Source organism: Halomonas shengliensis (assembly GCF_900104135.1).
Classification (GTDB): Bacteria; Pseudomonadota; Gammaproteobacteria; order Pseudomonadales; family Halomonadaceae; genus Halomonas; species Halomonas shengliensis.
On record NZ_FNIV01000007.1, the window covers coordinates 86059 to 106400 of the forward strand.

Annotated in this window: 16 protein-coding genes; 10 read left to right on the top strand and 6 right to left on the bottom strand. The window is 70.2% G+C overall.

Annotated elements, in window-relative coordinates:
* On the top strand, positions 1-444 hold the full coding sequence (locus tag BLP95_RS11505; RefSeq protein ID WP_089679558.1) for an HIT domain-containing protein: 444 nt from the start codon (positions 1-3) through the stop codon (positions 442-444).
* Positions 445-472: 28 nt separating this feature from the next.
* On the opposite strand, the gene BLP95_RS11510 is transcribed toward BLP95_RS11505, so the two are convergent.
* Both BLP95_RS11510 and BLP95_RS11515 read right to left on the bottom strand, forming a co-directional pair.
* Positions 473-832, bottom strand: a complete 360-nt coding sequence (locus BLP95_RS11510; protein WP_089679561.1) for a hypothetical protein — start codon at positions 830-832, stop codon at positions 473-475.
* A complete protein-coding gene (locus BLP95_RS11515; RefSeq protein ID WP_089679564.1) occupies positions 829-1368 on the bottom strand; it encodes a hypothetical protein in 540 nt (179 codons plus the stop codon). Before BLP95_RS11515 ends, BLP95_RS11510 begins: the two co-directional genes overlap by 4 nt.
* A 447-nt stretch (positions 1369-1815) precedes the next feature.
* Here BLP95_RS11515 and BLP95_RS11520 point away from each other — a divergent pair, with 447 nt between their 5' ends.
* A complete protein-coding gene (locus BLP95_RS11520; protein ID WP_089679567.1) occupies positions 1816-2289 on the top strand; it encodes a Dps family protein in 474 nt (157 codons plus the stop codon).
* 76 nt (positions 2290-2365) lie between these two features.
* Here the strand turns inward: BLP95_RS11520 and BLP95_RS11525 are convergent, their stop codons facing one another.
* Positions 2366-3835, bottom strand: a complete 1470-nt coding sequence (locus BLP95_RS11525) for an aminoacyl-histidine dipeptidase (RefSeq protein ID WP_089679572.1) — start codon at positions 3833-3835, stop codon at positions 2366-2368.
* 259 nt (positions 3836-4094) lie between these two features.
* Positions 4095-6272: a tRNA(Met) cytidine acetyltransferase TmcA gene (locus tag BLP95_RS11530; protein WP_089679575.1), complete on the bottom strand. Its 2178-nt coding sequence runs from the start codon at positions 6270-6272 to the stop codon at positions 4095-4097.
* A 363-nt stretch (positions 6273-6635) separates the two neighbouring features.
* Here BLP95_RS11530 and dctP point away from each other — a divergent pair, with 363 nt between their 5' ends.
* The 4 genes from dctP to BLP95_RS11550 all read left to right on the top strand — a co-directional run bounded on the left by dctP (position 6636) and on the right by BLP95_RS11550 (position 11521).
* Positions 6636-7745, top strand: a complete 1110-nt coding sequence (gene dctP, locus BLP95_RS11535) for a TRAP transporter substrate-binding protein DctP (RefSeq protein ID WP_089679578.1) — start codon at positions 6636-6638, stop codon at positions 7743-7745.
* A 102-nt stretch (positions 7746-7847) separates the two neighbouring features.
* On the top strand, positions 7848-8351 hold the full coding sequence (locus tag BLP95_RS11540) for a TRAP transporter small permease subunit (protein ID WP_089679580.1): 504 nt from the start codon (positions 7848-7850) through the stop codon (positions 8349-8351).
* A complete protein-coding gene (locus BLP95_RS11545; RefSeq protein ID WP_089679582.1) occupies positions 8348-9676 on the top strand; it encodes a TRAP transporter large permease in 1329 nt (442 codons plus the stop codon). The genes BLP95_RS11540 and BLP95_RS11545 overlap by 4 nt, the downstream gene beginning before the upstream one ends.
* A gap of 162 nt (positions 9677-9838) precedes the next feature.
* Positions 9839-11521 (top strand): ABC transporter permease, encoded by a 1683-nt coding sequence (locus BLP95_RS11550; RefSeq protein WP_089679584.1) that lies wholly within the window; start codon positions 9839-9841, stop codon positions 11519-11521.
* On the opposite strand, the gene BLP95_RS11555 is transcribed toward BLP95_RS11550, so the two are convergent.
* Entirely contained in the window at positions 11438-12610 is a 1173-nt protein-coding gene (locus BLP95_RS11555) for an ABC transporter ATP-binding protein (RefSeq protein ID WP_089679586.1), read from the bottom strand. The genes BLP95_RS11550 and BLP95_RS11555 overlap by 84 nt on opposite strands.
* Before the next feature lie 239 nt (positions 12611-12849).
* On the opposite strand from BLP95_RS11555, the gene BLP95_RS11560 reads away from it, so the two are divergent.
* On the top strand, positions 12850-13878 hold the full coding sequence (locus tag BLP95_RS11560; RefSeq protein ID WP_089679588.1) for a Fe(3+) ABC transporter substrate-binding protein: 1029 nt from the start codon (positions 12850-12852) through the stop codon (positions 13876-13878).
* A 60-nt stretch (positions 13879-13938) separates the two neighbouring features.
* Here the strand turns inward: BLP95_RS11560 and polA are convergent, their stop codons facing one another.
* Complete coding sequence (gene polA, locus BLP95_RS11565; protein WP_089679590.1) at positions 13939-16707, bottom strand: DNA polymerase I; 2769 nt, start codon at positions 16705-16707, stop codon at positions 13939-13941.
* A gap of 155 nt (positions 16708-16862) precedes the next feature.
* Here polA and BLP95_RS11570 point away from each other — a divergent pair, with 155 nt between their 5' ends.
* The 3 genes from BLP95_RS11570 (at position 16863) to speA (ending at position 20290) form a co-directional block, all read left to right on the top strand.
* On the top strand, positions 16863-17153 hold the full coding sequence (locus BLP95_RS11570) for a DUF2782 domain-containing protein (protein ID WP_089679592.1): 291 nt from the start codon (positions 16863-16865) through the stop codon (positions 17151-17153).
* A 258-nt stretch (positions 17154-17411) separates the two neighbouring features.
* Positions 17412-18371 (top strand): homoserine kinase, encoded by a 960-nt coding sequence (locus BLP95_RS11575; protein WP_089679594.1) that lies wholly within the window; start codon positions 17412-17414, stop codon positions 18369-18371.
* Positions 18368-20290 carry a biosynthetic arginine decarboxylase gene (speA, locus tag BLP95_RS11580; protein ID WP_176760279.1) on the top strand — a complete coding sequence of 641 codons (1923 nt, stop codon included), beginning with the start codon at positions 18368-18370 and terminating at the stop codon, positions 20288-20290. The genes BLP95_RS11575 and speA overlap by 4 nt, the downstream gene beginning before the upstream one ends.
* The last annotated feature ends 52 nt before the right edge of the window (positions 20291-20342 follow it).

A 20342-nucleotide genomic window follows, 5' to 3' on the forward strand; every position in this document is an offset into this window, starting at 1 on the left:
ATGGATCACTTCGAGCCCGATGCCCGCCTGGTGGAAGACAGCTACCCGGTCACCGAACTGCCGCTGTGCCAGCTGCGGCTGATGAACGACACCCGCTTCCCCTGGCTGGTGCTGATACCGCGGCGGCGCGGTGTCAGCGAGGTGTTCGAGCTGGACGAGGCGGACCAGCAGCAGCTGTGGCGGGAGGCGGGGCGCCTCGGCCGCGCCTTCAAGACCCTGATGGAGGCCGACAAGCTCAACGTGGCGAGCCTCGGCAACCTGGTGCCCCAGCTGCACCTGCACCTGGTGCTGCGCCGCGAGGGGGACGCTGCCTGGCCGGGACCGGTATGGGGCCAGGGCGAGGCGGAACACTACGATCTGGACGCTCTGGCCGCCATGCGCGACCGCGTGCTGGCCATGGTGGAGGGGCTCGACCTCGACGGCACGGCGGAGAAGGCGAGCTGAGGCCGCCCGCCGGGACCCATGGCCGCGATCAGTCGGCGGCCGTGAGCCTGGCGGCGATCTCCGCCGCCAGCGCCTCCAGGGTGCGCGGCGGCAGCGCGCGGCCACCGCGGGTGGCGGCCAGCCCCAGCCGGCTGCGCTCGCCTTCCCCCTCGACCTCGACCAGCACCCGATAGCCCGGCCAGCGCGAGAACACCGCCTCCAGCCGGCCCAGGGAGGCGTCGGCATGGCGCACCACATAGCCCCCCGCGATCAGCGCCTCGGCGGCGGCCTCCAGGGCCGCCTCGGGTGGCGCGGCCAGGGCCAGCTCGGTAGGCGACGCCGCGGGCCGCGGGGTGGCGCACCCGGCGAGCAGCAGGACCAGCAGCAGCGCCCCCAGTCGATGGCTCATGGGGTACCTCCCGCCGGCATGGCGCGCCGCAGCGCCTGGCAGAACGCCTCGGTGCTGGCGCTGCGCGCCTCTACCAGCCGGCCGCGCCAGTCGATGACCTGCAGGTCGCGGCTGACCCGCACCTCCTGGCCGCTGACCAGCAGCGAGACCCGCTCCAGCTGGGTGGCATCGCGGGTCAGGCTGCCCACCCCGCCGAAGCCGATCATCACCCCGCCGCCGATGCCGCCGCTGCCCCCGCCCAGGCCGATGCCGCCGAACACGCCGTGGCGCTCCCAGTCGTCGTAGCGGCTGCCGTAGCCGGGCAGCAGGCGGGTGCGCTCGGCACTCACCAGCACAGGCGCGGTGGCCGTGTGGCGGATCAGGAAGCCCTCGGCCTCGAGGGCATCGACCGCCCGCGCGAGGATCTCCCGCGGCGACGCCTCGCCGACGGGCCACCGACAGGCGGCCGCAGGCGGCGGCTCGGCCACGGGCAGGGTCGAGGGAACGGTCTGGCAACCGGCCAGCGCCAGCAGGAGAAGCAGCGGCCAGGGTCGCATGGGGTCACTCCTGGAGTGGAATGGCTCCAGTGTAAGCCAGGGAAGTCGCAGTTATCGACAGGGTGATAGCGAAAGGCGCCGGGGACAGGTCGGAGAGGGAGTCCTATGCCAGGGGTGAGGAGCACTGCTCCGAACGGGCTGGCCATGGATGGCCAGCACCGGGCCTGCGAGCGGAGCGGGACGCGAGAGCGAAGCAAGGCATCGGTAGCGCCCAGGGATGGGTTCACAGCGCCCCCTCGTAGGCCTGTCGCCGGAACAGCCTTGAGCGGTACTGGCATCTGCGATAGCTCCGCACTGTTGGCGCGGCAGGGTGACGCAGGTCACTTGAAATCGGCCTCGCCCGCCAAGATGTCATGCAGCAAGGCTATGATCCCCATGGCCAGGTTTCGCTGGCCGCCGGGCGGCGGCGCGGCGACCATGGACAGACAGCGACCAAGGAGGCGACCCATGAGCGACACCAACCGAATCGGCCTGCACGAGGCCAGCGCCAGCCAGCTGGCCGAGAAGCTCAACGAGCTGCTGGCCAACTACCAGATCTTCTACATGAATGTGCGCGGCTACCACTGGAACGTGAAGGGCCCGCAGTTCTTCCAGCTCCACGAGAAGTTCGAGGAGCTCTACACCGACCTGCTGACCAAGGTCGACGAGGTCGCCGAGCGCATCCTCACCCTGGGCCACCAGCCGGTGCACGCCTACAGCGACTACGTCGAGATCTCGCGGATCCGTGAGGACAAGAACGTCTCGGACGGCAAGGCCTGCGTCGAGGGCGTGCTGGCGGGCTACCAGGTGCTGATCGAGCTGCAGCGCGAGCTCCTCTCGCTGGCCGCCGACGCCGACGACGAGGGCACCGCCGCCCAGGCCGGCGACTACATCCGCGAGCAGGAGAAGACCGTGTGGATGCTGGCCAGCTACCTGGCCTGATACCGAACGGCACTTCCCCAACGACGACGCCGGGCCCTTGGGCCCGGCGTCGTCGTGTCCGGCGGGTGACCGGTGCCTAGGCCACAGGACGGGCCAGGTCCTCCACCAGGGCACGCAGCAGCGTCCAGAACTCCTCTACCGATTCGACATCGACGCGCTCGTCCGGCGAGTGGGCGCCGCGGATGGTGGGGCCGAAGGAGATCATCTCAAGCCCGGGGTACTTGCCGCCGAGGATGCCGCATTCGAGGCCGGCATGGATCACCTTGACCGCCGCCTCGCTGCCCAGCCGCTCGTGGTGCACCCGCCGGAAGCGCGCCAGCAGCTCGCTGTCCGGCTGCGGGGTCCAGCCCGGATAGCCGTTCTCGATGCGCACCCGGGCACCGATCAGCTCGAACAGGGCGCGCAGGCGGTCGGCGAGGTCCCGGGTGGCGCTGTCGCGCAGCGAGCGCACCAGGGCGCCGAGCTGGAAACGCCCCTGCTCCAGGCTGACCACACCGAGGTTGTTGGAGGTCTCGACCACCCCGGGCACTTCCTGGCTCATGCGCTCCACGCCGCAGGGGGCGGCGTGGAGGGCGGCCAGCAGCAGGTGGGTGGCCTGGGCGGTGAGCGGCTCGTCGACGGCTCCCTCGGCGGCCGCCAGGCTCAGCGACAGGGTCTCATCGACCCCGGCCAGCTCGTCGCGCAGGGTGGCCTCGAGGGCCGCCACCTCGGCCATGGCGGCCTCGCGCTCCTCCTCGGGCAGCGCCACCACGGCGAAGGCCTCCCGCGGCAGGGCGTTGCGCAGGGTGCCACCCGCGTAGCTCGCCAGGCGCGCATCGAAGCGCTCCAGGGCACGCAGCGCGCGCACCAGCAGGCGGTTGGCGTTGCCCAGCCCCTTGTGGATGTCGATGCCGGAGTGGCCGCCGCGCAGGCCGGTGAGCGACAGCTTGAGCACCACCTCGTCCTCGGCCAGGGGGGCGGTGGGCAGCTGCGCCTCCACCACCACGTCGGTGCCGCCGGCGCAGCCGATGAACACCTCGCCGCGATCCTCGGAATCGAGGTTGAGCAGATAGCGCCCGGTGAGCCACTCCTCGGCGAGGTTGAGTGCCCCGCCCATGCCGGACTCCTCCTCCAGGGTGAAGAGCGCCTCCAGCGGGCCGTGCTCGAGATCATCGGCCTCGAGGATCGCCAGGGCGGCGGCTACGCCGAGGCCGTTGTCGGCACCCAGGGTGGTGCCGCTGGCTCGCAGCCAGCCGTCGTCGCCGAGGCGGGTCTCGATGGGGTCGCGGGTGAAGTCGTGAGGGTGGCCGCTGTTGGCCTGGGGCACCATGTCGAGATGGCCCTGGAAGATCACCCCCGGGGCGTCCTCGCGGCCCGGAGTGGCGGGCTTGCGAATCAGCAGGTTGCCGAAGGCGTCGCGCTCGTGGGCGAGGCCGCGGGCGTCGGCCCAGGCCTCGAGGCGCGCCGCCAGGGCGGCCTCGTGGCCGGAGGGGCGCGGGGTCTCGCACAGGGTCCGGAAGTGGCGCCACAGCGGCTGCGGCGCGAGCCGGTCGAGATGTTCGTTCATGGAGATCCTTCCTGATTGACCGACCTACCTTACTCAGCCCGCTCCGGCAGGGGAAGCCGTGGACCGAACAACGTTTGGCGGCGCGAGGCTTACCCGGCGACAGGTCTGTTCGGGGGCGCTATGAACCCGTCCATGGGCGCTACCTCGGCCCTGCGGCGCTCTCGCGTCCCGCTCCGCTTGCAGGTCCGGTGCTGGCCATCCATGGCCAGCCCGTTCGGAGCAATGCTCCTCACCCCTGGTCCTCGGACCCCCTCCAGACCTATCCCCGGCGCCTCGCTGAGAGCATTAACCGAGCTACCGCCTGGCGCAGCCGGGCGGTGGCCTGGCGCCGACCCGGTACGCCGAGGCGCCGGGCCAGGGCCTCGCCGGCGAGGCCCTGGAAGCCCCAGGCCACCAGCAGCGCCAGGTCGGCGTCCTCGGGGGGCATGCCGCGGGCCAGGGCGTGACGGACCAATGCCTGCAGCGCGGGTCGCGCCAGCGCCGGCTCGCGGTGGCCGGCGGCGACGTCCTCGGCATCCTGGCGATCGTCGTCGGTGAGGGCCGGGGCGCCGCCCTCCGCCAGCAGGGCGGCGGCAACCTCCGGGGCCAGGTCGCGCAGCTCGAAGGCGAGCAGGCCCGGCAGGACGCGCTGGAAGCGCTCGGTCAGCGCGGCCAGCAGGCGCTCGCCGCCCTCGCCGGTGGGCCGGGCCACCATCAGGGCGTGCTCGCCGGTAGCGGTCTCGCGGGTCAGGCCAAGGCGCACCGCACGAAACCCAAGCCGGCGCCAGAAGGCGATCAGCCCCGGCTCGGCGCCGAAGCTGGCGCCCAGCAGGTCGCGGCCCTCCCCCCGGGCCCGCGACAGCTCCGCCTCGATCAGCGCCTGCCCCAGCCCCTCGCGACGCCGCTCCGGGGCCACGGCGATGCGCACCACCCGGCGCAGGCGGCCGGTGAGCGCCGCGCGCACGCCGGCGTGGGCGGCCAGCGACTGGGCCATCAGGTGGCCGCGGGGGCGGCGCTCGCCGCGGGCCACCCGCTCGGCCAGCGCCGCCTCGAAGCCGCCCTCGTCGGCGGTGAGCGCCACCGCCAGGGGCGCCTCGCCGGCCTCCAGCACCGTCACGGCGAGCCCCGGGCCATCCAGCAGCAGGCGCAGGTCGCTCGGCGTGGTGCGGTAGTGGGCCTGCACCAGCAGGCCGAACAGGCCGCGCAGGCGCGGCTCGTCGGCGGCCAGTGCCTCCCTGGACAGCCGCCTCGGCAACGGCGCGGCGTCGGCCCACGAATCGCTCGCCGCGGGCGGCTCGGCATCCAGCATCAGCAGGCGATGGAGCAGCGGCTCCAGGGGGTCGTCGGCCGCCCAGCGGATCGGCGCCGCCAGGTGCAGCCCGCGCCAAGCCGGGGTGGCACGTTCCAGGCGTTCGCGGAAGCGCAAGGCGAAGCCGCGACCGGAGCCCTCGTAGCCGTGTACGGTGGTGGAGAAGGCGATGCGCGGGAAGGCGTCGAGCCACTCCCCCAGCAGCCCGGCGGGGATCGCCGCCGCCTCGTCCACCAGCAGCAGGCGCCCGGCGCCACCGACCTCCCCGGCCCGGGCCAGCTCGGCCAGGGCATCGGGGGCCACGAAGCGCACCACCCCTCCCTCGGTGACGAAGTCGTTGCCCTGGCGCTGCCCCTCGGGACACAGCGCCGCCAGGCGTTCGAAAAGGCTCTCCACGGCCGCAGGACGCGGCGCGGTGACCAGCACCTCGGGCTCGCCGGCGGCCAGCCAGCGGGCACAGGCGATGCCCAGGGCGGCGCTCTTGCCGCGGCCACGATCGGCGGTGATCACCAGCGGGCGACGGCGGCGCAGCCGGGCGAGCCTTTCCACCGCGGTGGCCTGGTCGGCGGTCAGGCAGTCGGCATCCGCCACCGGCGACGAGGGGGATGACGGGCGGGCGGGCAGCCGGGGGAGTCGCGGCGTCTCACCGGGGCACCAGCGGATCACCTCGTCGGCGGCCGTCAGCAGGCGCGCCAGCCGCGCCAGGTAGCGGCTGGTGAGCGCCTCGGGACGCCAGGGGTGCTCGGCAAGGCGGGTGTAGTCGGCGTCGGGGCGCGCGCCCCAGTCGAGTGAGGTCATCAGCACCAGCAGGCCACCGGCGCGCAGGGTGCCGGCGAGCGCCGCCACCGCATCGGGGTCGAGGCCGGCAGCGGCGGAGACGGCATCCACCACCAGCAGGCCATGCTCGCCCCCCAGGCGGGTGCGGGCCCGGGCCGGCGGCAGCCAGGCCGGAGGCGTGAGCCGCTCCGGCGCCTCGGGACCGAGCCACAGCGGCGCCGGCCAGCCGCCGGCCCCCCACAGCTCGAGCGCCGCGGCCCGGCAGGCGGCGGGCGTCCCCTGCAGCCACACCAGGCCACGCCAGCGGCGGCGCCCCAGGCGCCGGGCATGCGACCGCAGCACCCGCACGGCGGCTTCCTCACGGCGATGCATCCTCGCGCCCTCCCGGCTCACGCCTTTCGTCTTGCACTTTGGTCGCATGTCGGCACCCACCTTCAACGCTGGGCGCCTCTCGAAACTCGCTGTTTACGTTAACGTAAACTTATCGCAAGCGATTGATTTCATGCCGCTTGCGACCTGCCTCGGGCCGCTGCCGAGGCACCGGACGCGGCCGGCAGGGGCCGACACCGCCGCCACCATCTTCACATAAGCGCAATCGAATCTCGCGCCACTGGCATGCTAGCTTTGAGCCGTCGCCGCGCGGCTGCCGAGGGTACGGAACCCTGGCCCCGCGGCCTCGCATTGCCAAGCGGTGCCGCCCGGCACCGACTGCTCGGACCCTGAAGGGAGAACAACATGAAAGCACTGCGCACCTTCACCCTCACCGGCCTGGCCGCCGGCGTGGCCCTGGCCACGCTGAGCACCACCGCCCAGGCGCAGGAAGAGTGGACCATGACCACCACCTGGCCGGACAACCTGGACCTGATCCAGATCGACCGCCACTGGGTCGAGCTGGCCAACAAGCTGGCCGGCGACGAGCTCACCATCGATTTCCGCGCCGGCGGCACCCTGATGCCCGGCAGCGAGGTGTTCGACGCCACCCAGACCGGTGCCATCGAGGCCGCCGGCGACTGGCCCGGCTACTGGGCCGGCCTGAGCCCGGCCTTCTCCCCGCTGGCCACCACCACCAGCCTGTTCAACGGCGTCGACTACCTCAACTGGATCAACCAGTGGGGCGGCTGGGACCTCTACCAGGAGGTCTACGGCGAGTACGACATGGTCTACCTGCCCTACGGCATCACCAACAACGAGTCGGGCTTCATGGGCGGCACCCCCATCGAGAGCATCGCCGACCTCGAGGGCAAGCGCCTGCGCCTCTCCGGCCGTGACCAGGGCCGCGTGCTCGAGCGGCTGGGCGGCTCCCAGGTCACCCTGGCCGGCGGCGAGGTCTACCAGGCCATCGAGCGCGGCGTGATCGACGCCGGCGAGTTCTCCACCCCGGGGGTGGACTACAAGGCCGGCTTCGGCGAGGTGGCCGACTACTGGTCCACCCCGGGCTGGCACCAGTCCGCCAGCGTGTTCGGCGTGATGATCAACAAGGACGCCTGGGACGCCCTCTCCGAGGAGACCCAGGACAAGCTGAAGATCGCCGCCGAAGCCACCATGGCCTGGTCGCTGGCGTGGTCCGAGCGCGGCTCCACCGATGCCACCGTCAAGTTCAAGGAAGATGGCATGACCATCAACCAGCTGCCCGAGGAGGATCTGGCGCGCATCCAGGAGGTCACCAACGAGGTGATCCTGCAGGGCGCCTGCGAGGACCCCATGCACGCCAAGGTCTACCACTCCATGGTCAGCTACCTGGAGCACTACGCCAACTGGCGTGACGTGACCGTACCCTTCAACATGAGCCGCACCATGGACAACCTGCCGTCCCTGGAGGAGCTCGAGGCCTGCATGAACCAGTAAGCGGGAAGATCGCCGGGCCCTTCGGGGCCCGGCTCCGCTGCGGCGCTCGGGAGCCCCTGGCGCCGTCTTTCGTGTGATTCGCCTGTTTCCGAGAGCCTCACCATGAACGCCATTGCCAGGGCCATCGATGCCCTCAACGAGGGGTTCGGACGCCTGATCGCCCCACTGCTCGCCGTGATCACGCTGATCGTGGTCTACGACATCGCCATGCGCTTCTTCATCGGACGCCCCAGCGACTGGGCCTTCGATGTCACCAAGATGCTGTTCGGCGCCCATTTCATGCTGATGGCCGCCTATGGCCTGCGCCATCACGCCCACGTCGAGGTCGACGTGCTCAAGCGCCTGCTCTCGCGGCGCAAGCAGGCCGCCCTCTCGATCGTCTGCTACCTGCTGTTCTTCGTGCCCTTCATCTGGATGCTGCTCACCCTGGGCTGGGCCTTCTTCGAGCGCTCCTTCAGCCGCGGTGAGACCACCTACGGCATGATGGCCATCCCCGTCTACCCGGTTAAGGGCGTGATCGTGGTGGCCGCGGTGCTGCTGCTGCTGCAGGCCGTCGCCATCGTCATCCGCGCCTTCGATGAACTGCGCAAGGAGACCCCCGCATGAGTGCCGAGCTGCTCACCCTGTTCATGTTCGGCGGCCTGCTGCTGGGCCTCTTCCTCGGCCACCCGCTGGCCTTCGTGCTGGGCGGCGTCGCCGTGGTCGCCGCCTGGCTGGGGCCCGGCGCCAAGACCCTGGGCATCCTGATCAACAACATCTACGGCAACTCCATGGACAACTATGTCCTGGTGGCCATCCCGCTGTTCATCCTGATGGCGCGCTTCCTCAACGACTCCGGCGTCACCGAGAAGATGTTCGAGTCGATGCGCCTGCTGCTGGCCAACCTGCGCGGCGGCCTGGCGCTGACCGTGGTGGTGGTCTCGGTGCTGCTGGCCGCCACCACCGGCATCGTCGGCGCCTCCATCGCGGTGATGGGGATGATCGCCCTGGTGCCGATGCTCAAGTACTCCTACAACAAGCAGCTCAGCGCCGGGGTGATCATGGCCAGCGGCTGCCTGGGCATCCTGATCCCGCCCAGCATCATGCTGATCCTGATGGCCAGCTACTCGCCGGTCTCGGTGGGCGCGCTGTTCGCCGGTGCCCTGGTGCCCGGGCTGATGCTCGGCTTCATGTACGCCCTCTACGTGCTGGTGATCTGCCATGTGAAGCCGAGCTACGGCCCCGCGGTGCCCGCCGAGGAGCGCGCCGAGGTCTCCACCGGCGAGCTGCTGATCATGCTTGGCAAGTACGTGCTGCCGCCGATGTCGCTGATCCTCGGCGTGCTGGGCTCGCTGTTCCTGGGCATCGCCACCGCCACCGAGGCCTCGGCCATCGGGGTCTTCATCGCCTTCCTGCTGTTCCTGATCTTCGGCGACCGCAAGGCCTCGACCTGCTACCGCACCCTGATCGAGGCCAGCAAGACCACCACCATGGTGATGCTGGTGGTGGTGGGGGCCACCGCCTTCACCGGGGTATTCTCCATCGGCGGGGGCATGGACGTGATCTCCGAGGTGGTGATGGCGATGCCCGGCGGCACCACCGGGGCACTGATCCTGATGCTGTTCCTGGTCTTCATCCTGGGCATGTTCCTGGACTGGACCGGCATCGTGCTGCTCAGCTTCCCGATCATGCTGCCGATCGTCGAGAGCATGGGCATCGACGTGCTGTGGTTCGTGGTGATGGTGGCCGTGGTGCTGCAGACCTCCTTCCTGACGCCGCCCTTCGGCTATGCGCTCTTCTACCTCAAGGGGGTGGCGCCGCCCGGGGTGGAGACCCTCGACCTCTACAAGGCGGTGGTGCCCTTCGTGGCGCTGATCCTGCTGGCCTGCGTGCTGATGGCCTTCTTCCCGGCCCTGATCACCGGCCTGCCCTCGGTGCTGCTGGGCTACTGACCCTCTCAAAGGCCCAGGCTCGACGCCCGCCGTCCCGTGACGGCGGGCGTCGTCGTGTTGACGCTGGTCAGGCGATGGCGGCTGCAGGCAAGGCGGGCAACTGATACCATTTGCCGGCGCCAACGTCTCGCATTTGCAACCCCGCCCCGCAAGGAGCCTGCCTTGTCCCGACCCACCCCCGGCAGCCTGTCCGCCCTTCCCCGCCGGCTGCTGCCCGCCCTCACCCCCTGGACCGCGCTGCTGCTCGGCGTGGCGTTGATCGTGGCGCTGCCGGTGCTGGCGGTGCTGGCCCATATCGTCATGCCCACCGACGGCGTCTGGCAGCACCTGGCCAGCACGGTGCTGCCGCGCTACCTGGCCAACACCCTGTTCCTGGTGGTCACGGTTGGGCTGGGCACCCTGATCCTGGGCACCGGCACCGCCTGGCTGGTGGTGATGTGCCGCTTCCCCGGGCGGCGGCTGTTCGAGTGGGCGCTGCTGCTGCCGCTGGCGGTGCCGACCTACGTGATCGCCTACGCCTACACCGACTTCCTGCAGTTCTCGGGGCCGCTGCAGGGGTGGCTGCGCGAGCTGTTCGGCTGGGAGCATGGCGACTACTGGTTCCCCGCCATCCGCTCCCTGGGCGGCGCCGCCACCCTGATCACCCTGGTGCTCTATCCCTACGTCTACATGCTGGCCCGGGCCTCCTTCATGGAGCAGTCGGTGTGCATGCTGGACGTCGGCCGCACCCTGGGCCGCGGCCCCTGGCGGCTGTTCGGCAGCGTGGCGATCCCGCTGTCGCGCCCGGCCCTGGTGGGGGGCGTGTCGCTGGTGCTGATGGAGACGCTGAACGAGTTCGGGGCGGTGCAGTACTTCGGCGTGGACACCTTCACCACCGGCATCTACCGCACCTGGTTCGGCCTCGGCGAACAGGTCGCCGCCGCCCAGCTGGCGGCCTGCCTGCTGGCCTTCGTGATCGCCCTGGTGCTGCTGGAGCGCTGGTCCCGGGGCAAGCGCCGCTACTTCCATACCTCGAGCCGCTACCAGCAGCTGCCGGAGTTCCGCCTCGGCGGCTGGGCCTCGGCCGGCGCCTTCCTGGCCTGCCTGCTGCCGATCCTCGGCGGCTTCCTGATCCCCAGCGGCATCCTCACCCAGCTGGCCATCGAGCAGGGCGACTCGCTGTTCGGCGCCGCCTTCATCGGCTATGCCCGCAACAGCCTGACCCTGGCCGCCATCGCCGCGCTGATCGCGGTGACCCTGGCGGTGGTGCTCAGCTACGGGGTAAGGCTTAACGATACCCGCCTGACGCGCACCGCCACCCGCATCTCGGCGATGGGCTACGCGATCCCCGGCTCGGTGGTGGCGGTGGGCATCCTGATCCCCTTCGCCTGGCTGGATAACGCCATCAACACCTGGGTGCTGGCGCGCGGCGGCGAGGTGATCGGGCTGATCTTCAGCGGCTCGGCGTTCATCCTGATCTACGCCTATGTGGTGCGCTTCCTGGCGGTGTCGTTCAACGCCGTGGAGGCGAGCCTGGGCAAGGTGACCCCCAGCATGGACGCCGCCTCACGCACCCTGGGGCACACGGCGACCGGCACCCTCAAGCGGGTTCACACGCCGATCATGCGCGGCAGCCTGCTGGCGGCCTGTATCCTGGTGTTCGTGGACGTGATGAAGGAGCTGCCGGCGACCATCATCCTGCGCCCCTTCAACTTCGATACCCTGGCGGTACGCGCCCACAGCCTGGCGGCCGACGAGCGCCTCGCCGAGGCCTCGACGGCCTCACTGGCCATCGTGGCCGTAGGCATAATCCCGGTGATCCTGCTCAGCCTGGCCATGCGCCGTTCGCGCCCCGGCGGCGGCTGAGGGGAAGACGAACACCTGGGAGGGGTCCAGGCGCAGGGTGACCGGCTGCCCCTCGGCGGGCAGGAAGACCCCCGGCACCCGGGCGTGGATATGGGCCTCGTCACCCTCATCGCCGTGGGCGCAGATATGCAGCAGGCTGCTGCGCCCCAGCAGCTTGGCCATGACGATATGGCTGTGGCTGTGCGCCTCGGCCGGCGCATCCAGCGCCTCGACCTGCAGCGCCTCCGGGCGCACCAGCACCCGCGCGGTGCTGCCCTCGGCCAGCCAGCCCGCCTCGATCACCCCGACCGGGGTGTGCACCAGGCCGTCGCGCACCACGCCGGTAAGCTCGTTCACCTCGCCGAAGAAGGTAACCACGAAGGGGTCGCTGGGATTGCAGTAGAGCTCCCGGGGCGTGCCCACCTGGATGATATGGCCGTCGCGCATCAGGGCGATGCGATCGGCCATGAACATCGCCTCCTCGGGATCATGGGTCACCAGCAGGGTGGCGGCGCCGACCTTCTTGAGCACGTGCAGGGTGTCGTCGCGGATCTGGTCGCGCAGCCGTGCATCGAGGCTGGAGAAGGGCTCGTCGAGCAGCATCAGCTGTGGCGCCGGCGCCAGGGCGCGGGCCAGGGCGACACGCTGCTGCTGGCCGCCGGAGAGCATGTGTGGATAGCTCTCGGCATGCGCCGCCATGCCCAGCTGCTCGAGCAGCCCCAGGGCGCGGCGACGGCGCTCCGCGGCAGGCAGGTGCTTGAGCCCGAAGGTGACGTTCTCCAGCACCGAGAGATGGGGGAAGAGCGCGGAGTCCTGGAAGGCGAGGCCGACGCTGCGCTTCTCGGGGGGCACCTGGCGCCCGCCGGCGCCGGCCACCTCGCGACCCTCCAGGGTCACGCGGCCCTGCTGCAGGGTCTCGAGGCCGGCGGCGATGCGCAGCAGGGTGGTCTTGCCGCAGCCGGAGGGACCCAGCAGACAGACCACCTCGCCGGGCAGCACCTCAAGGTCGACCCCCTTGACCACCTCGCGCCTGCCGAAGGCGTGGTGGATCCCCTGCATCGAGAGCGCCGTGGCGCCGGACGCGAACGGTGGCTTGAGATTCTGGTGCATAGGCCCTCGACGTCGTGTGGGTGGAGAGGGTGTCGCTGAAGCTTGCCTCCATCATAACCGATCGTGGGCGGTAATGCGTTTGAAAGCGACTCGCATTCCGCCGCTTCCTGCTCCAAGCCAGGAAAACCTCGATTCGCCCCTTGACGGAGCCCGCCAGGGGCGCTTCAATGAAGCCGTCAATAATGCAACGTATTATCATTCGATATACCAACATTCACCGCACTGCTCACGAGGTCACGATGATCCAGCACGTTCGTCTCGCCGCCCCCATCGCCGTCGCCCTGGCCGGCTCCGCCTTCGCGTCCGCCGCCTCCGCCGACGAGCTGAACATCTATTCGGCGCGCCACTACGACTCCGATGCGGCGCTCTACCAGGCCTTCACCGAGGAGACCGGCATCGAGGTCAACCTGCTGGAGGGCGACTCCGACCAGCTGATCGAGCGCATCAAGCGCGAGGGCGTGGCCAGCCCCGCCGACGTGATGATCACCGTGGACGCCGGCCGCCTGTGGCGCGCCGAGCAGGAGGGTGTCTTCCAGGGCGTGGAGTCCGAGGTGCTGAACGAACGCCTGCCCGAGTCGATGCGCCACCCCGAGGGGCTGTGGTTCGGCTTCAGCCAGCGCGCCCGCGCCATCTTCTATGATCGCGACGGCTTCGACCCGGCCGAGATCGGCAGCTACGAGGAGCTGTCCGACCCGCGGTTCGAGGGCGAGGTGTGCATCCGCTCCTCCAACAACATCTACAACCAGTCGCTGCTCGCCTCCCTGGTGGAGCACCACGGCGCCGAGGGGGCCGAGGAGTGGGCCCAGGGCGTGGTGGCCAACATGGCCCGCGACCCCGAGGGCGGCGACACCGACCAGATCAAGGGCGTGGCCAGCGGCGAGTGCTCCCTGGCGGTGGCCAACCACTACTACTACGTGCGCCTGCTGCACTCCGACGACGAGGCCGACCGCGAGGTGGCCCGCCAGGTTGGCGTGATCTTCCCCAACCAGGACGGCCGCGGCACCCACGTCAACGTCGGCGGTGCCGGCGTGGTCGAGGGCGCGCCGAACCGCGAGAACGCGGTGCGCTTCCTGGAGTTCCTGGCCTCCGATACCGCCCAGGAGATCTTCGCCAACGGCAACTACGAGTTCCCGGTGGTCGAGGGCGTGAAGATGAACCCGGTGCTGGAATCCTGGGGTAACTTCAAGAAGGACAGCCTCAACATCAGCAAGCTGGGCGAGAACAACCCCGAAGCCATCAAGATCTTCGATCGCGTCGGCTGGCGCTAAGCCTTACGGCCCTCGCCTCAACCGGAAACGCCACCGCAGCCGCGGTGGCGTTTTTGATGGTCAGTGCGCCTCGTCCCAGTTGGCCCCCGACTCGGCCTCGACGATCAGCGGCACCTCGAGCTCGGCGGCGCCCTGCATGCGCGCCTTGACCTGCTCGATGAAGCGCTCCACCTGCCCTTCCGCCACCTCGAACACCAGCTCGTCGTGGACCTGCATCACCATCCAGGCATCCAGCTCGCCCTGGCGCAGCCAGGCGTCGACGTCGATCATCGCCCGCTTGATGATGTCCGCCGCCGTGCCCTGCATGGGGGCGTTGATCGCGGTGCGCTCGGCCCCCTGGCGACGGGCACGGTTCTGGGAGCGGATCTCCGGCAGGTGGAGGCGCCGGCCGAACACCGTCTCCACGAAGCCCTCCTCGGCGGCCTGGGCACGGATGCGCTCCATGTAACGCGCCACCCCGGGGTAGCGGTCGAAGTAGCGGTCGATATAGACCTTGGCCTGGCCCTGCTCGATATGCAGCTGCCGGCCCAGGCCCCAGGCGCTCATGCCGTAGATCAGCCCGAAGTTGATCGCCTTGGCGCTGCGCCGCTGGTCGGGGGTGACCTTGTCGAGCGCCACCCCGAACACCTCGGCGGCGGTGGCGGCGTGGATGTCGCGCCCCTCGGCGAAGGCCGCGAGCAGCCCCTTGTCGCCGGAGAGGTGCGCCATGATACGCAGCTCGATCTGGGAGTAGTCGGCGGCGACGATGCGATAACCGGGCCGGGCGATAAAAGCCTGGCGGATCTTGCGCCCTTCCTCGGTGCGGATCGGGATGTTCTGCAGGTTGGGGTCGCTGGAGGAGAGCCGTCCGGTGGCGGTAACCGCCTGATGGTAGCTGGTATGCAGCCGCCCGGTGGCCTTGTTGACCAGCCGCGGCAGCTTGTCGGTGTAGGTGGACTTGAGCTTGGCCAGGCCACGGTGCTCCATGATCACCTTGGGCAGCGGGTAGTCCAGCGCCAGCTCCTCGAGCACCGCCTCGGCGGTGGAGGGGGCCCCCTTGGGGGTCTTCTTGAGCACCGGGATGCCCTGCTCCTCGAAGAGGATCTGGCCGAGCTGCTTGGGCGAGCCGAGGTTGAACTCGCGCCCGGCCAGCTCATGGGCGCGGACCTCAAGGGCGTCGATGCGCCGGGCGAGCTCCTGGCTCTGGGCGTGGAGGCGCTCCGGGTCCAGGGCCACCCCGGTGCGCTCCATGCGCGACAGCACCGGCACCAGCGGCAGCTCGATCGCCTCGAGCACCTCGGCCAGGCGCCCCTCTTTCGCCAGCCGCGGGCGCAGCTCGCGATGCAGGCGCAGGGTGATGTCGACGTCCTCGCAGGCGTAGGGCACCGCCTGCTCCAGGGCGATCTGGTTGAAGGTGAGCTGCTTGGCGCCCTTGCCGGCGATCGCCTCGAAGGAGGTGGTCGCCTCGCCCAGGTACTTGAGCGCCAGGGAGTCCATGTCGTGGCGGGTGGCGGTGGAGTCCAGCACGTAGGACTCCAGCATGGTGTCCTCCAGCGGCCCGGCCACCGCGATATCGACGTTGGCCAGCACCGAGATGTCGTACTTGAGGTTCTGGCCGACCTTGGTCTTCGACTCATCTTCCAGCAGCGGCTTGAGGGCGGCGAGCACGGCGTCGCGGTCGAGCTGCTCGGGGGCGTCGAGGTAGTCGTGGGCCAGGGGCACATAGGCGGCCTCGCCGGGCTCGAGGGCCAGGCCCACACCGACGATCTGCGCCTCCATGTAGTCGAGGCTGGTGGTCTCCAGGTCGAAGCAGAAGGTATCGGTTGCCTGGAGCCGCGCGAGCCAGGCGTCGAGGTCGGCCTGGGCGAGGATGACGTGGTCCTCGCGGCTCGCCGAGGTGCTGTCGCCGGCATGCTCGCCGTCGACGTCCGGGGTGGCGGTGCCGCCGGCGACGTCATCCACGCCCTCATCCTTGCCCTCCAGCAGCTCGGCAAGCCAGGCCTTGAACTCCAGGCGGCGGTAGAGCTCGAGCAGCGCCTCGCGGTCGGGGTGGGCGATATCGAGGTCATCGAGGCCCGCGGGCAGCTCGCAGTCGGTCTTGATGGTGGCCAATTGGTACGAGAGGAAGGCCTGGTCGCGGTGTTCCTCGAGCTTCTTCGGCAGGGTCTTGGCGCCGCGGAAGCCCAGGGTCTTGACCTTCTCCAGGTCGGCGTAGATGGCGTCGAGGCCGCCCCCCATGCCCTGCAGCAGGCCGAGTGCGGTCTTCTCGCCCACACCGGGCACCCCGGGGATGTTGTCGACCTTGTCCCCCATCAGCGCCAGGAAGTCGATGATCAGCTCGGGGGGCAGCCCGAACTTCTCCTTGACCCCGGCCACGTCCAGGGTCTCGTCCTTCATGGTGTTGACCAGGGTGATATGGGCGTTGACCAGCTGGGCCATGTCCTTGTCGCCGGTGGAGATCACCGCGTCGCGTCCCGCCTCGGTGGCCTGGCGCGCCAGGGTGCCGATGACGTCGTCGGCCTCCACCCCCTCGATGCACAGCAGCGGCAGCCCCAGCGCCCTCACGCAGTCGTGCAGCGGCTGCACCTGGTCGCGCAGGTCGTCGGGCATCGGCGGGCGATGGGACTTGTACTGCTCGAACAGCTCGTCGCGGAAGGTCTTGCCCGGGGCATCGAAGACCACCGCCATGGGGCTCTGCGGGTAGTCCTTGATCAGCCGCTTGAGCATGTTGAGCACGCCCTTGATGGCGCCGGTGGGCTGCCCCTCGGAGGTGGTCAGCGGCGGCAGGGCGTGGAAGGCGCGGTAGAGGTAGGAGGAACCGTCGACGAGAACGATGGGGGTATCGGCCATGGAGGCATCCGTTGCAGCTGTTCGGGAAGTGACTCTGGTCAACCATGATACGCATTGCGCGGGGGTTTTGCCGCGGCCGGTGTGCGCCGGGGCGGGAAGGCCCTACACTGGGGGCAGACCCATCATTCCCCCGCTCCGGCGGCCTGGAGGTTCCCATGCGCACCCTTCGTTCCCTCTCCGCCCTGCTGCTGGCCCTGGGCCTGATCGTCGCCGCCCTGCCCGCGCTGGCCCAGTCCGACGAGGCCCTGGCCCCGGACATCACCATCCGCCAGGAGGAGGAGCGCACCATCCGCGAGTACCGGGTCAACGGCGAGCTCTATGCCATCGAGATCCGTCCCTCCAGCGGCCCCTCCTACTACCTGGTCGACCGCGACGGTGACGGCAACTTCGAGCGCCAGGAGGGCGACCGCATCGCGGTGCCCGAGTGGGTGCTGAAGACCTTCTGAGGCGGCACAGGGACATCGCAGATGGAAGCATCGCTCAAGGCTTTCCCGGCGACAGGTCTGCGAGGGGGCGCTGTGAACCCTTCCCTGGGCGCTACCGATGCCATCCCTGGCATAGGACCCCCTCTTCAACCTCTCCCCGGCGCCTTTCGCTATCGGCGCAAGGCTCACTGCGATAGCCCGGAGAGGCGTTAGACGACGCGTGCATCACACTCGCAAGTCGCTACAATAGGCGGCTTGGCATTCCCGGGTGAGAGACACATGGCCGTATTCACACCGCTGACCGAGTCCCAGGTCGAGGCCTTCCTGAGCCGCTTCGACGCCGGCTCGCTGGTCTCCCTGGAGGGCGTTCCTGCCGGCACCGAGAACAGCACCTTCTTCGTCACCACCGACCGCCGCGAGCTGGTGCTGACCCTGTTCGAGCAGGGTGAGCACGAGGAGCTGCCGTTCTTCGTCGACCTGCTCGACTACCTCGACGAGCACCGCCTGCCGGTGCCGGGGCCGCTGCACGACCGCGACGGCGTGGCGCTGCACAGCCTGGCCGACAAGCCGGCCCTGCTCTTCCCCCGCCTGCCCGGCAAGCATCCCAGGGACCCCAACCTGGCCCAGTGCCGCGCCCTGGGCGAGACCCTGGGGCGCCTGCACAAGGTGTCGCAGCATTTCCCCGGCCACCGTCCCAACCCCCGCGACCTGCACTGGCTGATGCCCATGCACCACAAGGTGCTGGCCTACCTGGCGCCCGAGGACCAGGCGCTGATGAAGGACGAGGTGGAGATCTACCAGGGTGCCTTCGGCGACGGCCCCGAGCTGCCCCAGGGCGCGCTGCATGGCGACCTGTTCCGCGACAACACCCTGTTCGAGGGCGACCGCCTGGGCGGCATCATCGATTTCTACAACGGCTGCACCGGCGACCTGCTGTTCGACCTGGCGATCGTGGTCAACGACTGGGCGAGCGACGAAGACGGCCGGCTGGATGTCGAGCGCCACGATGCGCTGCTCGCCGCCTACCAGTCCCGCCGCCCGCTGACCGCCGCCGAGCGCGACGCCTGGCCGATGATGCTGCGCCTCACCGCGCTGCGCTACTGGCTCTCGCGGCTGCTGGTGGTCTACGTGGACCCGCCCGCCCACGACCTCACCCCCCACGACCCCGAACGCTTCCGTACCATCCTCAAGGCGCGCCTCGCCCATGGCGCCCTGCCCCTGCCGGAGGCCAGCCGATGAGCCGCTCCATGGCCAGCACCACGAGTCCTGCCCGCCGTGCCCGGCGCGTCTGGAACATCGACCAGTGGGGCAGCGGCTACTTCGACGTCGACGACTCCGGCCACGCCCTGGTGCGTCCGCTGGGCAGCGAGACCGAGGGTCCTGCCCTGCCGCTGGACGACCTGGTGGCCGGGCTCAAGGCCGCCGGCCTGCGCCTGCCGGTGCTGGTGCGCTTCATCGACATCCTCCACGACCGGGTCGAGCAGCTGTGCGCCGCCTTCGACACCGCCATGGCCGAGGAGGCCTTCGATGGCGGCTACACCGCGGTCTACCCGATCAAGGTCAACCAGCAGCGCCGGGTGGTGGAGGAGATACTGGCCACCCCCGAGCGCGGCCGTGACCGCGTCGGCCTGGAGGCCGGCAGCAAGCCGGAGCTGCTCGCCGTGCTGGCGCTCTCCGGCGACGGTCCCTCGCTGATCGTCTGCAACGGCTACAAGGACCGCGAGTACGTGCGCCTGGCGCTGATGGGCGAGAAGCTCGGCCACCGCGTCTACCTGGTGGTGGAGAAGCTCTCGGAGCTGCCGCTGATCCTCGAGGAGGCCGCCGCGCTCGGCGTCACGCCGCGCATCGGCCTGCGTGCCCGGCTGGCCAGCGTGGGCCGCGGCCGCTGGCAGAACACCGGCGGCGAGAAGTCCAAGTTCGGCCTCACCGCCAGCCAGATCCTGGCGGTGGTGGAGCAGCTGCGCGAGGCCGACGCCCTGGCCAGCCTGCAACTGGTGCACTTCCACCTCGGCTCGCAGATCGCCAACATCCGTGACATCCAGCGCGGCCTCAATGAGTGCGCGCGCTTCTACCAGGGCCTGGTCGAGCTGGGTGCCCCGGTGGACACCGTGGACGTCGGCGGCGGCCTCGGGGTCGACTACGAGGGCACCCGCTCGCGCAGCTTCTGCTCGGCCAACTACTCGATGCTCGAGTACGCCCGCAACGTGGTCTACGCCTTCCGCCTGGCCTGCCAGGAACACAACCTGCCCCAGCCCCACCTGATCAGCGAATCGGGGCGCGCGCTCACCGCCCACCACGCGGTGCTGATCACCAACGTGATCGGCGAGGAGCGGGTCAGCGACGCCTCCCCCGAGCGCCGGGTCGAGGGCGACCCCCAGGTGGACGAGCTGTGGCGGGTCCACGACCTGCTCGGCGACGCCCCCGACCAGCGCGGCCTGGTGGAGGCGTGGCACGACCTGGTGCAGGCCATGGGCGACCTCCACGAGCGCTTCGTCATGGGACTGACGAATATCACCGCCCGCGCCGAGGGCGAGGCGGTCTACTTCGCCGCCTGCGCCCGGCTGCGCGCACGCCTCGATACCCGCAACCGGGTCCATCGCGAGATCGACGACGAGCTGGCCGAGAAGCTCGCCGACAAGCTGTTCGTCAACTTCTCGCTGTTCCAGTCGGTGCCCGACGTCTGGGGCATCCAGCAGATCTTCCCGGTCGTGCCGCTGACCGGGCTCGACCAGGAGCCGAGCCGGCGCGGGGTGATCCAGGACATCACCTGCGACAGCGACGGGCGTATCGACGGCTACGTGGACGGCCAGGGGGTGGAGACCACCCTGCCGCTGCCGGAGTGGCAGGAGGACGACGAGCGGCTGCTGGGCTTCTTCATGGTGGGCGCCTACCAGGAGATCCTCGGCGACCTGCACAACCTGTTCGGCGACACCGACTCGGTGGACGCCACCCTCAAGGCCGACGGCAGCTGGAGCTTCAGCCATATCCAGCAGGGCGACCGAGTCGCCGACGTGCTTAGCTACGTCAACTTCGACGCCGAGGTGCTGCGCGACCACCTGGCCGAGCAGCTCGCCGCCAGCGGGCTGGAGGTGGCCGAGCAGGAGCGCTTCCTCGACGACCTCTCCGAGGGCCTGGCGGGTTACACCTATCTCGAGTAGCCGGGCCCCCCACCCCCGACACGACGACGCCCCGCTCGAGCGGGGCGTCGTC